Source organism: Pantoea sp. S61, from assembly GCF_016625145.1.
GTDB classification, from domain to species: domain Bacteria; phylum Pseudomonadota; class Gammaproteobacteria; order Enterobacterales; family Enterobacteriaceae; genus Pantoea; species Pantoea rwandensis_B.
The window spans coordinates 106499-123875 of sequence record NZ_JACVUO010000004.1 but is presented as its reverse complement, the minus strand read 5'-3'; the positions used below and the strand labels follow the sequence as shown (position 1 = coordinate 123875).

Annotated in this window: 12 protein-coding genes; 4 read left to right on the top strand and 8 right to left on the bottom strand. The window is 56.6% G+C overall.

The features are described 5' to 3' along the window. Positions 1-93: 93 nt before the first annotated feature. From proY to phoB, 6 genes are all read right to left on the bottom strand, one after another. On the bottom strand, positions 94-1449 hold the full coding sequence (gene proY, locus IAE30_RS10780) for a proline-specific permease ProY (RefSeq protein ID WP_038648624.1): 1356 nt from the start codon (positions 1447-1449) through the stop codon (positions 94-96). 67 nt (positions 1450-1516) lie between these two features. Further along, a complete protein-coding gene (brnQ, locus tag IAE30_RS10775; protein ID WP_038648626.1) occupies positions 1517-2836 on the bottom strand; it encodes a branched-chain amino acid transporter carrier protein BrnQ in 1320 nt (439 codons plus the stop codon). A 402-nt stretch (positions 2837-3238) separates the two neighbouring features. Continuing rightward, entirely contained in the window at positions 3239-4342 is a 1104-nt protein-coding gene (locus IAE30_RS10770; RefSeq protein WP_200679589.1) for a cobalamin-independent methionine synthase II family protein, read from the bottom strand. A gap of 173 nt (positions 4343-4515) precedes the next feature. Then, the gene (locus tag IAE30_RS10765) at positions 4516-5436 is read right to left on the bottom strand and encodes a PstS family phosphate ABC transporter substrate-binding protein (RefSeq protein ID WP_038648631.1); all 921 of its coding nucleotides are present in this window, start codon (positions 5434-5436) and stop codon (positions 4516-4518) included. A 92-nt stretch (positions 5437-5528) separates the two neighbouring features. Next, positions 5529-6839, bottom strand: a complete 1311-nt coding sequence (gene phoR, locus IAE30_RS10760) for a phosphate regulon sensor histidine kinase PhoR (RefSeq protein WP_200679588.1) — start codon at positions 6837-6839, stop codon at positions 5529-5531. 15 nt (positions 6840-6854) lie between these two features. Then, entirely contained in the window at positions 6855-7544 is a 690-nt protein-coding gene (phoB, locus tag IAE30_RS10755) for a phosphate response regulator transcription factor PhoB (protein WP_034830536.1), read from the bottom strand. 197 nt (positions 7545-7741) lie between these two features. Here phoB and sbcD point away from each other — a divergent pair, with 197 nt between their 5' ends. The 3 genes from sbcD to IAE30_RS10740 all read left to right on the top strand — a co-directional run bounded on the left by sbcD (position 7742) and on the right by IAE30_RS10740 (position 13240). After that, the gene (gene sbcD, locus IAE30_RS10750; protein ID WP_200538281.1) at positions 7742-8953 is read left to right on the top strand and encodes an exonuclease subunit SbcD; all 1212 of its coding nucleotides are present in this window, start codon (positions 7742-7744) and stop codon (positions 8951-8953) included. Then, complete coding sequence (locus IAE30_RS10745; protein WP_200679587.1) at positions 8950-12627, top strand: AAA family ATPase; 3678 nt, start codon at positions 8950-8952, stop codon at positions 12625-12627. Before sbcD ends, IAE30_RS10745 begins: the two co-directional genes overlap by 4 nt. A gap of 193 nt (positions 12628-12820) precedes the next feature. After that, positions 12821-13240, top strand: coding sequence for a cell envelope integrity TolA C-terminal domain-containing protein (locus IAE30_RS10740; protein WP_234472732.1), 420 nt, complete (start codon positions 12821-12823; stop codon positions 13238-13240). A gap of 46 nt (positions 13241-13286) precedes the next feature. Here IAE30_RS10740 and IAE30_RS10735 read toward each other — a convergent pair whose 3' ends face one another. Together IAE30_RS10735 and IAE30_RS10730 are read right to left on the bottom strand one after the other, a co-directional pair. Next, positions 13287-14348, bottom strand: a complete 1062-nt coding sequence (locus IAE30_RS10735; RefSeq protein ID WP_038648644.1) for an AraC family transcriptional regulator — start codon at positions 14346-14348, stop codon at positions 13287-13289. A 352-nt stretch (positions 14349-14700) separates the two neighbouring features. Then, on the bottom strand, positions 14701-15705 hold the full coding sequence (locus tag IAE30_RS10730) for a phosphotransferase enzyme family protein (RefSeq protein ID WP_038648646.1): 1005 nt from the start codon (positions 15703-15705) through the stop codon (positions 14701-14703). 270 nt (positions 15706-15975) lie between these two features. On the opposite strand from IAE30_RS10730, the gene eat reads away from it, so the two are divergent. Next, positions 15976-17340 carry an ethanolamine permease gene (gene eat / locus IAE30_RS10725; protein ID WP_038648649.1) on the top strand — a complete coding sequence of 455 codons (1365 nt, stop codon included), beginning with the start codon at positions 15976-15978 and terminating at the stop codon, positions 17338-17340. Positions 17341-17377: the final 37 nt, after the last annotated feature.

The following is a 17377-nucleotide window of genomic DNA, read 5'->3' as shown; positions in this document are numbered from 1 at the left end:
AAGCTCAGGGCGGGAATCTCTCCCGCCCTGAAGGATAACCCTCTCACCACGCTTAACGGGCAAGCACTCAGCCCGTTATGCGCATCGGGATAATCAGGCTTTACGTTTCTTCGCCAGCGGCCAGGCCAGCAACAGCAACACAATCCACGCGAAGCCGACATACAGCGACACACGCGTGTCAGGGAAATAACCGATCAAGGCAATGATGAACACCAGGAAAGCCACGCCAACCCAGGCCGTTTTGCTGCCGCCTGGCAAGGCGAATTGCAGTTTACCTGCCTGCTCTTTGCCAATTTTGCGGCGAAACGCAATTTGCGACAGCAGAATCATGATCCAGACCCACACCGTGGCGAAGGTCGCCAATGACGCGATCACCAGGAACACTTTTTCCGGCATCAGATAGTTGAGATACACCGCGATCAGCATCGCCACCATCATCACCAGCACGGTGACCCAAGGAATCCCGCGATCCGAGACCTTCTGGAACATCTTCGGCGCGTGGCCCTGCTGCGCCATGCCGTGCAGCATACGCCCGACGCCAAACACGTCGCTGTTGATCGCCGAGAGTGACGCCGTCAATACCACAAAGTTAAGAATCGATGCCGCAGCCGCAATGCCCAAATGCTGGAAGGTCAGCACAAAAGGACTGCCGGAGGTGCCGACCTGGTTCCACGGATAGATCGACATGATGACAAACAGCGTACCGACATAGAACACCAGAATGCGCAGCGGAACCGAGTTGATGGCGCGTGGGATCGACTTCTCTGGCTCTTCCGCTTCACCGGCGGTAATCCCGATAATCTCAATGCCGCCATAGGCAAACATCACCATCTGCAATGACAGCAGCATGCCCACAATGCCATGAGCGAAGAAGCCACCGTTGGTCCACAGGTTATGGATCCCCGTAGGCTGACCGCCGTTGCCGATGCCCCAGAAAATCATGCCAAACCCGGCGATAATCATGATGATGATGGTGGCAACTTTGAAGAAGGAGAACCAGAACTCCACTTCGCCAAACACCTTCACGCTCATCAGGTTAATCGCACCAATAATCAGCACCACCGACAGCACCCAAATCCAGTGCGGCACCTCCGGGAACCACACGCCCATGTAGATACCAAAAGCCGTCACGTCGGCAATCGCCACAATCAGGATTTCAAAACAGTAGGTCCAGCCGGTGATGTAACCCGCTAACGGCCCCAGATAGTCCTGCGCGTAGCGCGAAAACGAGCTGGCCTGCGGGTTATTCACTGACATCTCACCCAACGCACGCATGATGATGTACGCCACCGCACCGCCGATGATGTACGCCAGCAGCACGCTGGGACCTGCCATTTTGATCGCATCCGCCGAGCCGTAAAACAGCCCGGTACCGATGGCCGATCCCAGCGCCATAAAACGGATGTGGCGCGTGCTCAGTCCGCGTTTGAGCTTGTTGGTTTCTTGCATAACACCAATACCTTGTAAATGAAAAAACCACGGGCAAGCCCGTGGTTGAAATTAACAGCAATGTTTCTTACTGGTGGACAGCGACGTGTTCGCGTCCTTTTGCCCGATCCACCACCGCGGCAATCACCAGCATCACCAATGATGGCGGCAACCAGGAAAGTCCCTGATCGGCCAGCGGCAGATGCTGGCTGAACAGCGGCAGTACATCTTTAAAATTGGTGGTTTTGATGGCATCAACGATGCCAAACAGCAGGCTCACCAGCATGGTCGGCGCGATGATACGCGAGCTCTTATTCCACCATTTCAGGGTGAAGCTCAGCACCACCAGCACGATGCACGGTGGATAAATCGCCGTCAGCACCGGAATGGAGATCTGAATCAAGTGGCTCAGGCCGAGATTCGACACCACCATCGAGAACAGACCCAGAATAAACACCAGCGTCTTATACGACAACGGCAGGTATTGCGCAAAGAATTCTGCACAGGCGCAGGTCAGGCCCACCGCCGTGACCATGCAAGCCACGAAGATCAGTGCCGCCAGGAAGAAGCTACCCATACCGCCAAAGGTCTGCTGCACATACGCATGCAGAATCGCCGCACCGTTGGCATTCTGATCAACCAGACCGGCGCTGCCAGAACCGAGTTTGAACAGGCTCAGGTACACCAGCGTCAATCCAACACCGGCAATCACGCCCGCCAGCATGGTGTAACGGGTTAACAGTTTCGCATCTTCAACGCCGCGAGAACGTGCAGCATTGACAATAACAATACCGAACACCAGCGCACCCAGCGTATCCATCGTCAGGTAGCCATTGACGAAGCCACTGGAGAACGCCGCACGCTGGTAATCGGCCGTTGCAGGCGCGATACCACCAGCCGGCCACAGCAGTGCTGCCAGACCGAGAATGGTCAGCGCCACGATTTTCAACGGAGCGAGGAAGTGGCCGACGGTATCCAGCAATTTACCTGGATACAGGGAAATGCCGATCACCAGCGCAAAATAAATCAGGCTGTAAATGAACAGCGGCAGCGCACCATCACCGGTCAGCGGAGCAATCCCCACTTCAAACGAGACGGTAGCCGTGCGCGGCGTCGCAAACAGCGGACCGACCGCCAGGTAGCAAACCGTTGCCAGCAACAGACCTGCGGCTTTGCCAATCGGTGAGCTGAGAGCATCAATGCCGCCGCCCACGCGTGCCAGGGCGATAACGGTCATCACCGGCAAGCCAACAGCCGTAATCAGAAAGCCGAAAGCGGCAATCCAGACGTGTTCGCCAGACTGAATCCCCACCATCGGTGGAAAGATAATGTTTCCTGCGCCAACGAACAGGGCAAACGTCATGAAGCCCAGCGCCAGGATATCCTTGGAGGTTAAACGATGTGTCATAAACTTCTGTACTGCCTGTAGCTGATGTTGCGGTGGAAGTTGAGTGCGTGTTGTCCTCTGCATGCGCGAAAACAAAGGCTTACCTGATGAAGTCAGAGCGTTATGCGGGCCTAATCGTTAAAGCGCAGGTGATTTAATCTACTTTTCTTCTGTTCGCAGAGGGATAAATCGACAACGGCGCAAATTAAAACGTTTATAGCGAAGAAAGGCAATACGGGATCGAAAAACCAGAAGGATATAACAAGAAAGTGATACAAAGCAGTGTATCAGCGGGGAATAGCGCGAAAACACCTCAGATGATTTGCTTAAAGTTTCCGCAATGCGGGAGATCTCCTCGCAAAATTTGGCATTCAGATGCACAAAAGGCGCGATTTACGCGCCTGTTTGCACAAGTTTACAGCATCACCACACCTGATTGGCGATATCCACCACCAGACGAATCTTCTGCCACTGCTGCTCTTCCGTCAGGCTGTTGCCCTCTTCTGTCGAGGCAAAGCCACACTGTGGGCTGAGGCAAATCTGGTTCAGGCTAACAAACTGCGAAGCTTCCTGCAGGCGCGCTTTCACCTGATTCGGATCTTCCAGTTCACCGTTTTTGGTGGTGATCAGACCCAATACCACTTGCTGATGGCCGGGTTTGATAAAGCGCAGCGGTTCAAAACCACCGGAACGCTCGTTGTCGTATTCGAGGAAGTAGGCATCAATATTCACCTGCCCAAACAGAATCTCGGCCACCGGCTCATAGCCGCCTTCGGAAATCCAGGTTGAGCGGAAGTTGCCGCGGCACACGTGCAGACCAATGGTCAGATCAGCCGGTTTATCTTCCAGCGCTTTGTTCAGCACCTCAGCGTAAATACGCGCCAGTTCCTGCGGATCTTCACCACGCTCACGGATCTGCTGCTGCTGATCCGAAGAGCACAGGTAAGCCCAAACGGTGTCATCCAATTGCAGAAAACGGCAGCCCGCCGCGTAGAAAGCCGCGATCGCATCTTTGTAAGTCTGCGCCAGGTCAGCAAAGTACTCTTTCAGATCGGGATAGACGGTGGCATCGATCACCTTACGCCCACCGCGGAAGTGCAGCACGCTTGGGCTTGGGATGGTCATCTTTGCCACGGCGTCGCCCGCAATGCTCTTCAGAAAGCGGAAGTGATCCAGCATGGGGTGATGCGGATTAAAGGCTACTTTGCCCGTGACTTTCACGCCGTGCGCTTTGGTTTGTACGCCGTTGAACTGGATGCCCTGCTCCGCTTCAAATAGCTCAACGCCTTGCAGATCGCCAAAGAAGTCAAAGTGCCACCAGGCGCGACGGAACTCGCCGTCAGTGACCACCTGCAAGCCGTTGGCACGCTGCTGTTCGACCACGTGGCGGATTGCTTCATCTTCTACCTGACGCAGCTGCTCAGCCGTGATCTCGCCATTAGCAAACTGCACGCGCGCTTGCTTGATCGCCGCAGGACGCAGAAAACTGCCGACGGTATCGGCACGGAACGGTTGTTGTTGTGGCATGTTCACTCCTGGCTAAACGCATAATTGCGTCAGGGTATAATTTCATCTGGTTATTTATAGCCATCTGGATGGCTAAATGTCCAGAAAGAGTGACATGCTGAAACAAATTGGGCAATGGAAGAAAATTCAGGTGACGTGAATAAAATTCATGATCGGATGCTCGTTCTTCAATTTTACTCAATGGCGGCGCGCGCCTGGGCCATCTGACTTTCGGAAAGTGGCAAATATCCGGCTTCCGTTACCCGGCGCTGCCCTTCTGGTGATAACACCTGATGTAAGAACGCATTCACCAGCGGCGGCAGCGGTTTGCCCGGCGCTTTATTGACGTAAATATAGAGCGGGCGCGACCACGGATAACGGCCACTGCGAATGGTTTCGGCGTCCGGCATCACGCTATCGCCGCTGGCAGTGACGATCGGTACCATCTTCACGCCACTCAGGTGAAAGCCAAAACTGGCATAACCAATGCTGTTGGGCGTCGCCGCGACCGCTTGCACCACCGCCGCCGAGCCGGGAAACTCCGCGACGTCCGAACGGAAATCCCCTTTACACAGCGCCTGCTGTTTGAAGAAGCCCCAGGTACCTGATGCTGAATTACGGCCAAAACGCTGAATACTGCGTCGCGCCCAATCTCCCTGGTTGAGGCCAAGATCGCCCCAGTGCTGCGGCACCGAGTGCGCTCCACACAGGCGAGTGACAGAGAAAAGGGCATCGAGTTGCGGTTGATCGATACGCGTTAGCGGGTTGTCCTGATTGACTACCACCACCAGCGCATCCATCGCCACGGGCACCGCCAGCGGGGGATAGCCATAGCGCGCGGTAAACAGTTGGCGTTCATCAATTTGCATTGGGCGGCTCATCGCCCCAAGTTGGGCAGCACCTGCCGCCAGCGCGGTGGGGGCGGTTGAAGATCCAGCCGCCTGTACCTGAACGTTAACGCCCGGTGACTGGCGGCTGAAATCCTCGCCCCATAAGGTCATCAGATAGCCGAGGGTGTCGGAACCGACGCTGCTCAAATTGCCGGTGAGCATGGTTTGTTGGCTTTGTGCCAGCGTAGAGCACAGCAGCAACGTGAACAGCAACAGCGATCTCATCAGGTCTTCCGCAAATCAGGTCATGAACATTGAACTGCACATTCTGTCGCGCCGCGATTCATCACGCAATCAATTGCGCCACTTGAGCGTGCTTAACTGACCTTACTGTGCACGCTCTTCGCCACAATCAAACGTGGCGGCAGCACGAAACTAAAACAGGTTTCCTGATGCGGAATACTGGTGATTTCCAGCCGCGCATTATGGTGGCTCAAGGCATGCTTAACGATCGCCAATCCTAAGCCACTGCCGCCGGTCGCACGCGAGCGGGCTTTATCCACCCGATAGAAACGCTCGGTCAGGCGCGGCAAATGCTCCTCGCTGATCCCCGGGCCGTTATCACACACTTTGAACTCCGCCCCTTCTTTGCTGCGCAACCAGCTGATATCCAGTCGCGTTCCGTCCGGCGTGTGATTCACTGCGTTGTACACCAGATTGGAAATGGCGCTGCGAAGCTGTTCGTCATTGCCGAAGACTTTGAGGTGCGGATCGGTACGGAAATGAATGCTGTGCCGCCCCTGGCTGAGCGTTTCCGCCTCGCGCTGCAACAGTAGCAGCATGCCCGGAACATCCACTGTCTCTTTGAGATCGATGGCGGGCGCGGCCTCAATACGCGACAAGGTCAGCAGCTGTTTCACCAGGCTATCCATGCGACGTGTCTGCTCCTGCATGGTGTGCAACGCCTTACTGCGCGTGCGCTCGTTCATCGTCGCATCGTCCATCATTTCCAGATAGCCCTGCAACACCGTTAACGGCGTACGCAGTTCATGACTGACGTTGGCAAAGAAGTTACGTCGTGCCCCTTCCAGCTGGTGCATCTGCGTGACATCGCGCGCCACCATCAACCATTGCCCTTCGCTGTAGGGCATCACACGGAACTCCATATGATGTTGATTGTTCAGCACCAGCGTCAGCGGCTTGTCAAAATCACGCTGGCGGATATAGCGGGAAAACTCAGGATAGCGCAGCAAGTTGAGGATGTTCTGGCCATTATCTTCCGGCCAGCGTAGCCCAAGATGCTGTTGTGCCAACCCGTTGCACCAGAAAATGGTGCCCTCTTCGGTGGTCAGAATCACTGCATCGGGCAGAGATTCCGCGCCGCTGCGGAAGCGCTTAATCAGGTTACCCAGCTCACGACGACGGCGACGGTTACGCAGTTGCATCTGGTACAAGCCGTAGAACAACGGTTCCCAGCTACCGCGCCCGGCAGGTGGCGTCATAGAACGATCGACCCACAGCCAGTGCGACAGACGCATCAGGTTTCTAAAGTGCCAAAACATCACACCCGCTACTGCAATTAACAGCAGCCAGGGCAGATAACCGAACAACAGACCAAGCACCAGCGCGGGCAAACAGACCAGCGCCAGCTCAGTCAATAATCTCTTCCAGGAGAGTCGTTCCAGCACGGTAAAAGACTCCGTTTAGTAGCGGGCAGAGAAACGATACCCTGTTCCGCGTACGGTTTGAACCATGCGATCGTGGCCAGATACTTCCAGTGCTTTACGTAAACGACGGATATGCACATCAACAGTACGATCTTCTACGTAAACGTTGGTGCCCCATACGTGGTTCAGCAGCTGCTCGCGGCTGTAAACACGCTCCGGGTGCGTCATAAAGAAGTGCAGCAATTTATATTCGGTCGGTCCCATTTCCAGCGGGGTGCTTTCCGACATCACGCGATGCGAGGAAGGATCCAGGCTCAGGCCCTGCATCTCAATCACCTCTTCCACCGCCATTGGTGAAATACGGCGCATCACCGCTTTGATACGTGCCATCAGCTCTTTCGGTGAGAAAGGCTTGGTGATGTAGTCATCGGCGCCGACTTCCAGACCGCGTACGCGATCCTCTTCTTCGCCGCGTGCCGTCAGCATCATCACCGGGATGTCGCGCGTCATGGCTTCACGTTTCAAATGTTTAATAAACTGAATACCGCTGCCTCCCGGCAACATCCAGTCCAGCAGAATGAGATCCGGCCAGGGTTCGATCAGCTTACCAATCGCGCTGTCGTAGTCTTCTGCCTCAATAGGCTGGTAATCATTCTGTTCCAGCACGAAACATAACATTTCACGGATGGGAGCTTCGTCTTCCACAACCAAAATGCGCTTAGCCATTATAACTCCTGCTGTTGTGACGGCTTGTCACTGGGATTTGCGGCGCCATTATGCGTCACTTTTATGACACTTTTATGAAAAACCCGACCTATGATAAATAGTTAAAAAACAGAAATGAGACAACGATTATCGCTTTTTTTTCTTTGCGATCTGAAGAGGTTATAATTCGCGTTCGCTTAACGAAGCAGGGAGTATTCATGCGCATCATTCACACCGCGGATTGGCATCTCGGTCAGTTCTTTTACAGCAAAAGCCGGGCGGCTGAGCATCAGGCCTTTCTCGACTGGTTGCTGGCCCAGATTGCCCTGCATCAGGTGGATGCCTTAATCATCGCCGGCGACCTGTTTGATACCGGTTCGCCGCCAAGCTATGCGCGCGAGATGTTTAACCGCTTTGTGGTAGCGCTGCAATCAACGCAGTGCCAGTTGATAGTGCTGGCAGGCAACCATGATTCCGTTGCCACACTCAATGAATCGCGCGAGTTGCTTGCCTGTCTAAATACCCGAGTGATCACCAGCGCCACGCCGCAGGGCGAACAACAGGTGCTGACGCTGCATCAGCGCGATGGCACGCCGGGCGCGCTGCTGTGCGCCATTCCCTATTTACGCCCGCGCGACATTCTGCGCAGCCAGGCAGGACAATCCGGGCGCGAGAAGCAGATCTCACTGCTGGAAGCGATTGAGCAGCATTATCAGCAATGTTATGCCGCGGCGCTGACCGAACGGGCCGATCGCGCACTTCCCATCATTGCCACCGGGCATCTCACCACCGTTGGGGTAACGAAAAGCGACTCTGTACGTGATATCTACATCGGCACGCTCGACGCCTTCCCGGCGCAGGCGTTTCCTCCCGCCGATTACATCGCGCTCGGCCATATTCACCGGGCGCAGCGTATTGCCGATAGCGAGCATATTCGCTACAGCGGCTCACCCATTCCGCTCAGTTTTGACGAACTGGGACGTGAAAAAAGCGTATTCCTGGTGGAGTTCAGCGCTCAGCTCAATCGCGTCACCCCCCTCCCGATCCCGCTGTTCCAGCCCATGCAGATGTTAAAGGGCTCAATGGCTGAGATTGAGCAGCAGCTGGCGCAGTTCAGCGATAGCGATGCCGGACAGCCGGTGTGGCTGGATATTGAAATTACCACTCAGGAATATTTGAGTGATTTGCAGCGCCGCGTGGAACAGTTGACCGAAGCCCTGCCGGTGGAAGTCCTGCTGGTGCGCCGCAGCCGCGAACAGCGCCAGCGCAGCCTGGCGCGTATGGATAACGAAACCCTGAGCGAATTGAAAGTTGAAGAGGTGTTTGCTCGCCGTCTGGCGCAGGAAGAACAGCTGGATGCCGAACAAGCCGAGCAGCTCACGCAACTGTTCCGCACTACTCTCGCCGCGCTGGAGAATCCGTCTGCATGAAAATCCTGACGTTACGCTTCAAGAACCTCAACGCGCTGCGCGGTGAATGGTTTATCGATTTTCGTCGTGAACCCTTCGCCAGCAACGGCTTATTTGCCATTACCGGCGCGACCGGCGCGGGTAAAACCACCTTGCTGGATGCCATTTGCCTGGCGCTCTACCACCAGACGCCGCGCCTTGGCGTGCTGTCGCAGACACAAAACGAACTGATTACGCGTGACACTGCCGAATGCCTGGCGGAAGTGGAATTTGAGATTAAAGGCGAAGCCTGGCGCGCCTTCTGGAGCCAGAACCGCGCACGTGGCCAGGCCGATGGCAAATTGCAGGCACCGCGCGTCGAGCTGGCGCGCGTGGCGGATAACCAGATTGTGGCCGATAAGGTCGGTGACAAACTCAAACTCATCGAAACTCTTTCCGGCCTCGATTTTGATCGTTTTACCCGTTCAATGATGCTGTCGCAGGGTCAGTTCGCTGCCTTCCTTAACGCCAAACCGGGCGAGCGTGCCGAACTGCTGGAAGAACTGACCGGCACAGAGATATACGGCCAGATTTCGATGCAGATTTATGAACGCTGGCGCACCGCACGCAGCGATCTGGAGACATTGCGCGCGCGCGCTGGCGGCATGATGTTGCTGGATGAGGGGCGTCGCACTGAACTGATGCAGCAAGTTGAAGCGTTAACGGCTCAGGAAAAAATGCTGAGCGATCAGCTTGAGCAGGCGCAACAACAGCAACAGTGGCTGACACAATCTCACCAGCTGACGCAGGAGCAACAGCAAGCCGAACAGGCTAACCAGGATGCCGAGCAGGCATGGCAACAGGCGGAGAGCGATCGCCAGCGCCTGGCACGTGCGGAACCGGCTGAGAAGCTGCGAGAAAAACTTCAGCAGCGTGAGCAATTGCAACAAGATCAACAGCTCGCCACCCAGCAGGTAAAGCAGTTGCACACGCAGCAGCAAGATGCGCAAACCACACTGCAGCAGGGTGAAAAAAGCTATCACACGGCACAGCAGGCGCGTGAGCAGGCACTCGCCGGTCAGCAACAGCTGGAAACTTTGCTGACCGAACAAGTGATTCCGCTCGATCAACAGATCGCCAGCCGTGCACAGCAATTGACTGAGCAGCAGCGCCTGCATGCGCAGCAGTCACTGACAGTGCAGCAAAGCCAAAACGCGCTCAATCAGCATCAGCTAACCCGTGAGCGCTTACAGCAGCAACTGGCAGAACAACAGACATTTCGCAACCGTGAAGCGGCGGTGGCGCTCTGGGGGCCAGAGCTGACGCGCTGGCAGGCCGATATCGCTCGTTTCGATGAACGCGAACAGGCGCTAACGCAACTTCGTGCACAACAGCAACAGCAAAACGCACTGCTGACACAGCAGCAGCAGGCGATTGCCGAAGGTGATCGCGCGTTACAACCTTTGCAACAGGCTGAGGCGCAGGCCAGCCAGCAACGTCAGCAAGCGGAGCAGGCACTCACTTCACTTGAAGCCGCCGTCAACAGCACTGCGCTGCGTGCCGCGCTGGCCCAGCATCAACATCAGCGCGCGCCACGCCACCAGCTCAGCTTATTGGCAGCACGCTGGCAGTCGTTGCAGCCGCAGTTGCAACTGCGGCAACAAAAATGGGCACAGTTACAACAACAGCATCAGTTCGATGAAGAGGCTTTGCAGGCGCTGCGCGAGGACTACAAGCGTGAGCATCAGGCACTGCTGGATATTCGCAAAATCTGCGAGCTGGAGCGCACCATCGCACAGCTGGCTGATGAACGCGCCCGGCTGCAGCCCGAGCAGCCCTGCCCACTGTGCGGCTCATGCCAGCATCCGGCGATTGAGCAGTATCAGCAATTACAACCGGGCGAAAACCAGCAGCGACTGGCGGTGCAGGAAGCGCTGGTCAGTAAGCTTAAAGAGTCGGGCACCGCGAAAAGTGAGCAGCAAAAGCTCGCATTGCAACAGCAGCAAGTGCTGCAACAAGAGATCGCCGAATTCGAGCAGCAACTCGCGGTAACACGCGAGCAGTGGCAAGGCATCAGCGGTGAGCTGGCACTTACCTGCACACTGGACCAACAAGACGTCTTTACGGCGTGGCAACAGCAGCAAGATGAGCAGGAAGCTGCGCAGCAGCAGCAACTGCAGCAGCGCGAAAATGCGGCGCGAGCGCTGCAACAGGCCAAAGATGCGCATCTGTTACAGCAACAGCAGTGGCAACAGCGGCAAAGCGCACAACTGCTGGCACAGCAGCAGCTGAACAACCTGCAGCAAGCGCTTGATGAGCTGAACCAGCGTGAAACACAGGCACACAGCGCCTGGCAGCAGTTAGCGCAGCAGCTGGAACAGCAGCTGGCGGCACATCAGTTTGCGCTGCCCGATCGTGATGCCCGCGCCAGCTGGCTGGCCACATTGCAGCAGCGCTGGCAAGCCTGGCAGCAGAGTGAGCGCTTACTGGCCGAGCTACAGCCACAGCTGGCTACAGCCGACAGCGAGCAGAGCAACCTGCAAAATAATCTGACGCGCGAGCAGCAGCAACTGGAGGCCTTGCAGCACGCGCTTAGCAGCCTACAACAGCAACATGCAGAGCAGCAGCAGCAGCGCCAGCAGCTGTTTGGCGATCGCCAGGTGAGCGCCGCACGCCAGCAGCAGCAGGCCACACTGCAACAGTGCGAACAAGCGCTGGCACAGCAGTTGCAGAAGTGGCAGCAGGCACAAAGCCAGCTGCATAGCCTGAATGGTCAATGTGAGCAGATTGATAGCCAACTGCAAGCCATGCAGCTGCGCATACAGGCTGCGGAAACGGCGTTTAACAGCGCACTCCAGCAGAGCGATTTCATCGACGAGCAGGCATTGCGCAGCGCATTGCTGGACGAACAGGATATGCAGCATCTGCGCCAGCACCTGCAAACGCTGGAGCAACAGCGTCAGCAGCAGATCGCGCTGCGCCAACAGCTGGCGCAGCGCGTCACAGCCCATCAGCAACAGCGCCCTGCTGCCTTAAGTGACGAGGTGGCGGCAGGTCTCGCTGAACAGCTGGAATCGCTGCGTGTGGCACTGCGAGACAATGCCCGCCAGCAAGGTGAAGCGCAGCAGCAGCTGCACAGCGATGCCCAGCAGCGTCAACAGCAGCAATCGTTACTGACGCAGATTGCCAATGACGAGGTAGAGCTGACACAACTGGGTCGCCTGAATGATTTAATCGGTTCAGCCAAAGGCGATAAATTCCGTCGCTTCGCCCAGGGCTTGACGCTCGATCATCTGGTATGGCTGGCGAACCGGCAGCTCGACCGTTTGCACGGGCGCTACCTCCTGCAACGCCGCGTCACCGATGAGCTGGAATTGGAAGTGGTCGATACCTGGCAGGCCGATGCCACGCGCGACACCCGCACGCTGTCAGGCGGCGAAAGTTTCCTTGTCAGCCTCGCGTTGGCACTGGCGCTGTCAGATCTGGTCAGCCACAAAACGCGCATTGAATCGCTGTTCCTTGATGAAGGCTTCGGCACGCTGGACGCTGAAACGCTCGATACCGCGCTGGACGCCCTCGACGCACTGAACGCCAGCGGTAAAACCATCGGCGTGATCAGTCACGTTGAAGCTATGAAAGAGCGCATCCCGGTGCAGATCCGAGTGCGTAAGATGAATGGACTGGGTTACAGCAAGCTGGAGCTGCCGGGGGAATAAACCTTCGTCATGCCGTCATACTGAGCCTGCTTTGGCAGGGTGCGACCACCAGGCCGCCCCTGCCATTCGTCTGTGTGACGTGCGAGCCGTTCCGCGAATCATTCTGGATCTCATCAGAGTCAGAGAAATGCCATAGCAATCCCCTTACTGCTCGGTACACTGGCCACCATGTTATGCAAATCCGGGCAAAGAGATGAACGTATTTCGCCGCATTGCTGGCACATTGTTGTTGAGCACCCTGCTCAGCGCCTGCCAGCAGGCTCCATCACATCCCACGGAAAGTATGACCAACCTGTGCCAGCCACAGATTGAACCGGGCAGCGCTTCCTGCAAATGGGCTAATGAGATGCAGCACCAGCTCAACCGGCAATTTTCCGACGCGGCACATTACGCTGGGCAGCAATGTATGGTACGGCTGGAGTGGCAAAGCAGCGGACGCTATGCGGTTACGCAGACGCAAGGTGATGAAACTCTGTGCCTGCGCGCCTGGCAGTTGCTGGGGCAGTCGAAAGGATTACCGCCGCCGCCGGATCGCATCCAACCCGCGTGGTTCGGCTTCGCGCCGCATCAGGCTAACTTACCAGCCCATCCTGTCGCCACTGGCGCGGGCTGATGCCAAACCTCCCAACCCGCGTGGTTCGGCTACGCGCCGCATCAGGCTAACTTGCCAGCCCATCTTGTCGCCACTGGCGCGGGCTGATGCCAAACCAGCGCCGGAACGCGCGTGAGAAGGCGCTAACTTCGGAGTAGCCAAGCAGCAGCGCCATCTCAGAGATGGGCAACTGCTTCTGTTGCAGGTAGTGCGTGGCCATTTCGCAACGCACTTTATCCACCAGCACGGTAAAGCTGATGCCCTCTTCGCGCAGCCGCCGTTGCAACGACCAGCTCGACAGCCCCATTTTATCTGCAATCTCTTCCAGCACCGGTTCGCCCTGCATCAACGACAGATTGATTTGCGATCGCGCTTGCTCAACCACGCTTTGCAGTGAAGCGCTGCTGTTCAGTCGGCGGATGGCATCCTGCATCACCATCAGCAGCATCGGATCCTGCTCTGGCATAGTGCGCAGCAAATCGCGTTTGGCGATCAGCAGCGAGTTGAACGGTTGATCGAACCACACTGGTGCATCAAACACTTTGCAGTGCTCGTGCCATTGCTCCGGCCGGGGATGCTCAAAATGCACCTCGCGCGGTGCCCAGTTTTTACCCGCCACGTGACGGATCAGATTCAGAAACATGCCGAGCGTCAATTCCGCATCCTGCCGACGCGACAGGATCGCCCCGTGCCGCACCTGATAATCCAGCCGCCAGCAGTCTCCTTTATCGACCAGGCGCGTCAGCGTATCGTGCTGATGCCATGGAAAGGCATTCACCACGTTGTGCAGCGCCTGTTCCAGCGTGGGTGAACATAAGCCGATATAGCCAATCAACCCTAATGACTGCGGTTTGAACTGCTTGCCGTAATGCAAACCGAAGTTATCAAAACCAGAGTGGCGCGCCGCTTCTTCCATCACACGGCAATAGTTGACCAGACCGAGGCTAAGCGTCGGGCTGGCCAGCAGTTCGGAATCAATGCCGCTGATACCAAAAATGCGATCAACATCGCCGCCTTTGTCGGTGATAAAGGTGCTTAAGCCGGTGGCCGCTGCCGCCAGCACGCCACGGTTGTTGGCCTGAGCCGAGAGCGAACTGTACGCTTCAGAAGGAGTCATCAGTGATTGCATCGGAACCTCACAGGGATCGCGCGAGTGAAACTAATGGTGGGATCCAGCAAGATTCGTACCATGACGCTTGATGAGGTCGTCATCAATGACGATCCGTCAGGATTCGGAACCATTTCTTAGCCTGCGCGTTGATGCGCATCTGGCTGATGGTCCGGTGGCATGCCGAAGTCTGCGCAGTGATGCGTATCTGGCTAAGCGCAGCTCAAGGGTACGGAGGCATTCCGTTGCTCTCCGCTCACGCTCAGCACACAGCATCGAGGCGCGATTTATGGCGCAACGGCGTGAAAGGTCATCTCACACCGCGCAAAAGATTGCGCCGCTACGACGCACTGCTGCTCACTACTGGTGCAACTTAAACGCCAACCGGCAACTGATTGGTTTCCAGATAGCGACGGCATAGACGCACCGAGTGATCGGCCCAACGCGGCCCAAGGCTAAGCGCCATCTCGGTGTCTGCGTGTGTGCCCATCCATGCGGTCATCTGGATACGACGTTGAATCAACAGCGTCGGCACCAGCGCCATCTCCTCATCACTGATATGCGCCACACGCTCGTAGCCCTGGATCCAGTTATCCACCCATTCAGCGGCACGCGGATGATGCTCAACAAAACTGATCGCCGCCGCCAGATCGTGCAGATACCAGCCCATGCCGCAGTCATCAAAATCGATCACCCGGGTTTCACCTTTGTGCAGCAGCAAGTTGGTGAGGCGCAGATCGGCGTGGATCAATCCATAACGATCTGTGCCTTTGCCAAAGTCTTGCAGCTCCAGTCCCACTCGCGTTACGGCCTCCGCCACGATGCCATGATCGGCCGGATTGAGATTTGGCGCATCCTGCCAGCGCCCCCAGTGGCTGTGATCGCTGACCATGGTGTGATGATCCCAGATGATGCGCTGGAAGCCTGCCGGTTTTTGCCAGCTACGGCTGTGCTGGTGCAGGCGCGCGGTGATGTGCCCGAGCTGCTGGAAGGCTTTGGGATCGACATCAGTGGTGGGCATATCCCCTTCGATCCAGTGAAACAGTACCGCATGTCGCACGCCGCCATCTGGCATGCCTAAGGTCAACACGGTTTCGCCATCAAGGGCTGGGATCGCCTGCGGCACCATAATGCCGATCTCACGCAACGCATCCAGCCACAGCAACTCACTCTGGATATCGGCTTTGCTGTGATAGTCAGGACGATGCAGACGCAGCGCATAACGCTTTCCGCCGGCGAGCAGCAGGAAGGTGGCATTTTCAGAGCGGCACAGGAGCTTCAGCTCACCCTGCAAGGGCGCGGGGTAACAGGCCAGCGCCTGCTGTGCAAGTATCGTCATGGCAGCATCGGTCAGGGAATCGGATTGTTTGGCGCTCATTCATCTGTCTCCAGCATCAATCTTATGGGTAGCAAGTGTTATCAGCATGGGATGACGGCGTCCTGACTGCTTGACCGCAGATAACCCAAAGTTGACCGCAGCGTGCAACTGGCACTTTTCTTGCCTCTGAGTTGACCGTGGAGGACAAAACTCACTGCGCCTGCGTCAAGTTTTCCCGCTGCAGGCGGCGGCATTATCACTTCACTGTAGTGCATAGAACAAAACAGCGCGGTGCAGCCGCCGCACAACAATCACGACGGGGAGACGATTATGACGAGTAAGCTCAAACCCACGCTGGGCACTCTGCATTTGTGGGGTATCGCGGTTGGACTGGTAATTTCCGGGGAGTATTTTGGCTGGAGTTATGGCTGGGGCGTGGCGGGCACGTTGGGGTTCCTGATCACCACCGCACTGATCGCCACCATGTACACCTGCTTTATTTTTAGCTTTACCGAATTGACCACCGCCATTCCACACGCCGGGGGGCCGTTTGCCTACAGCCGCCGCGCCTTTGGTGAAACCGGTGGTTTGATTGCCGGGCTGGCCACGCTGATTGAGTTTGTGTTCGCCCCACCAGCGATTGCCATGGCGATCGGTGCCTATCTCAACGTGCAGTACCCGGATCTCAACCCGAAAAACGCTGCGGTCGGCGCTTATCTGGTGTTCATGACGCTCAACATCCTCGGCGTGAAGCTGGCCGCGATGTTTGAATTGGTGGTGACGGTGCTGGCGGTACTGGAACTGCTGGTGTTTATGGGCGTGGTTTCACCGGGCTTCAGTATCGCTAACTTTGCGGCTAACGGTTGGGCGGGAAGCGATCACTTCGGTATGCCAGCCCTTTCCGGCATCTTCGCCGCCATTCCGTTTGCCATCTGGTTCTTCCTCGCCATAGAGGGCGCCGCCATGGCTGCCGAAGAGGCCAAAGACCCAAAACGCACCATTCCCAAGGCCTACATTACCGGCATTTTGACGCTGGTGGTGCTGGCGATTGGCGTGATGCTGCTGGCGGGTGGCGCAGGTGACTGGCGCAAGCTGTCGGATATTAACGATCCGCTGCCGCAGGCGATGAAGATGATTGTCGGCGAGCACTCCAACTGGATGCATATGCTGGTGTGGATTGGCTTGTTTGGTCTGGTCGCCAGCTTCCACGGCATTATCCTTGGCTATTCACGTCAGTTCTTTGCGCTGGCGCGTGCCGGTTATCTGCCGCAGAGCCTGGCGAAGTTGTCACGTTTCCAGACGCCGCACCGCGCGATTATTGCCGGTGGCGTGATTGGTATCGCGGCGATTTACAGCGATGGTCTGATTAACCTGCAAGGCATGACGCTGACGGCGGCGATGATCACCATGGCAGTATTTGGTGCCATCGTGATGTACCTGATGAGCATGCTGAGCCTGTTTAAATTGCGCCGCACCGCACCCGAAATGGAACGCAGCTTCCGCGCGCCGGGTTACCCCATTATTCCAGGTATCGCGCTGGTGCTGTCGCTGGTGTGTCTGATTGCCATGCTGTGGTTCAATCCGGTGATTGGCGGGCTGTTCGTGGGGATTATGGTGGTGGGATATATTTACTTCCTCGCGACCAAAACCCAGCGTCAGAACGCACCGCAGGATGCGATGCTGATGGGAGAATAATCACGGAATTGCCTCGCGCGCAAAAATACAAATGCGC

Bases quoted from the DNA above. Each gene is read 5' to 3' on its own strand.
- proY (WP_038648624.1), bottom strand. From the start codon at position 1,449: ATGCAAGAAACCAACAAGCTCAAACGCGGACTGAGCACGCGCCACATC.
- brnQ (WP_038648626.1), bottom strand. From the start codon at position 2,836: ATGACACATCGTTTAACCTCCAAGGATATCCTGGCGCTGGGCTTCATG.
- IAE30_RS10770 (WP_200679589.1), bottom strand. From the start codon at position 4,342: ATGCCACAACAACAACCGTTCCGTGCCGATACCGTCGGCAGTTTTCTG.
- IAE30_RS10765 (WP_038648631.1), bottom strand. From the start codon at position 5,436: ATGAGATCGCTGTTGCTGTTCACGTTGCTGCTGTGCTCTACGCTGGCA.
- phoB (WP_034830536.1), bottom strand. From the start codon at position 7,544: ATGGCTAAGCGCATTTTGGTTGTGGAAGACGAAGCTCCCATCCGTGAA.
- sbcD (WP_200538281.1), top strand. From the start codon at position 7,742: ATGCGCATCATTCACACCGCGGATTGGCATCTCGGTCAGTTCTTTTAC.
- IAE30_RS10745 (WP_200679587.1), top strand. From the start codon at position 8,950: ATGAAAATCCTGACGTTACGCTTCAAGAACCTCAACGCGCTGCGCGGT.
- IAE30_RS10740 (WP_234472732.1), top strand. From the start codon at position 12,821: ATGAACGTATTTCGCCGCATTGCTGGCACATTGTTGTTGAGCACCCTG.
- IAE30_RS10735 (WP_038648644.1), bottom strand. From the start codon at position 14,348: ATGCAATCACTGATGACTCCTTCTGAAGCGTACAGTTCGCTCTCGGCT.
- IAE30_RS10730 (WP_038648646.1), bottom strand. From the start codon at position 15,705: ATGAGCGCCAAACAATCCGATTCCCTGACCGATGCTGCCATGACGATA.
- eat (WP_038648649.1), top strand. From the start codon at position 15,976: ATGACGAGTAAGCTCAAACCCACGCTGGGCACTCTGCATTTGTGGGGT.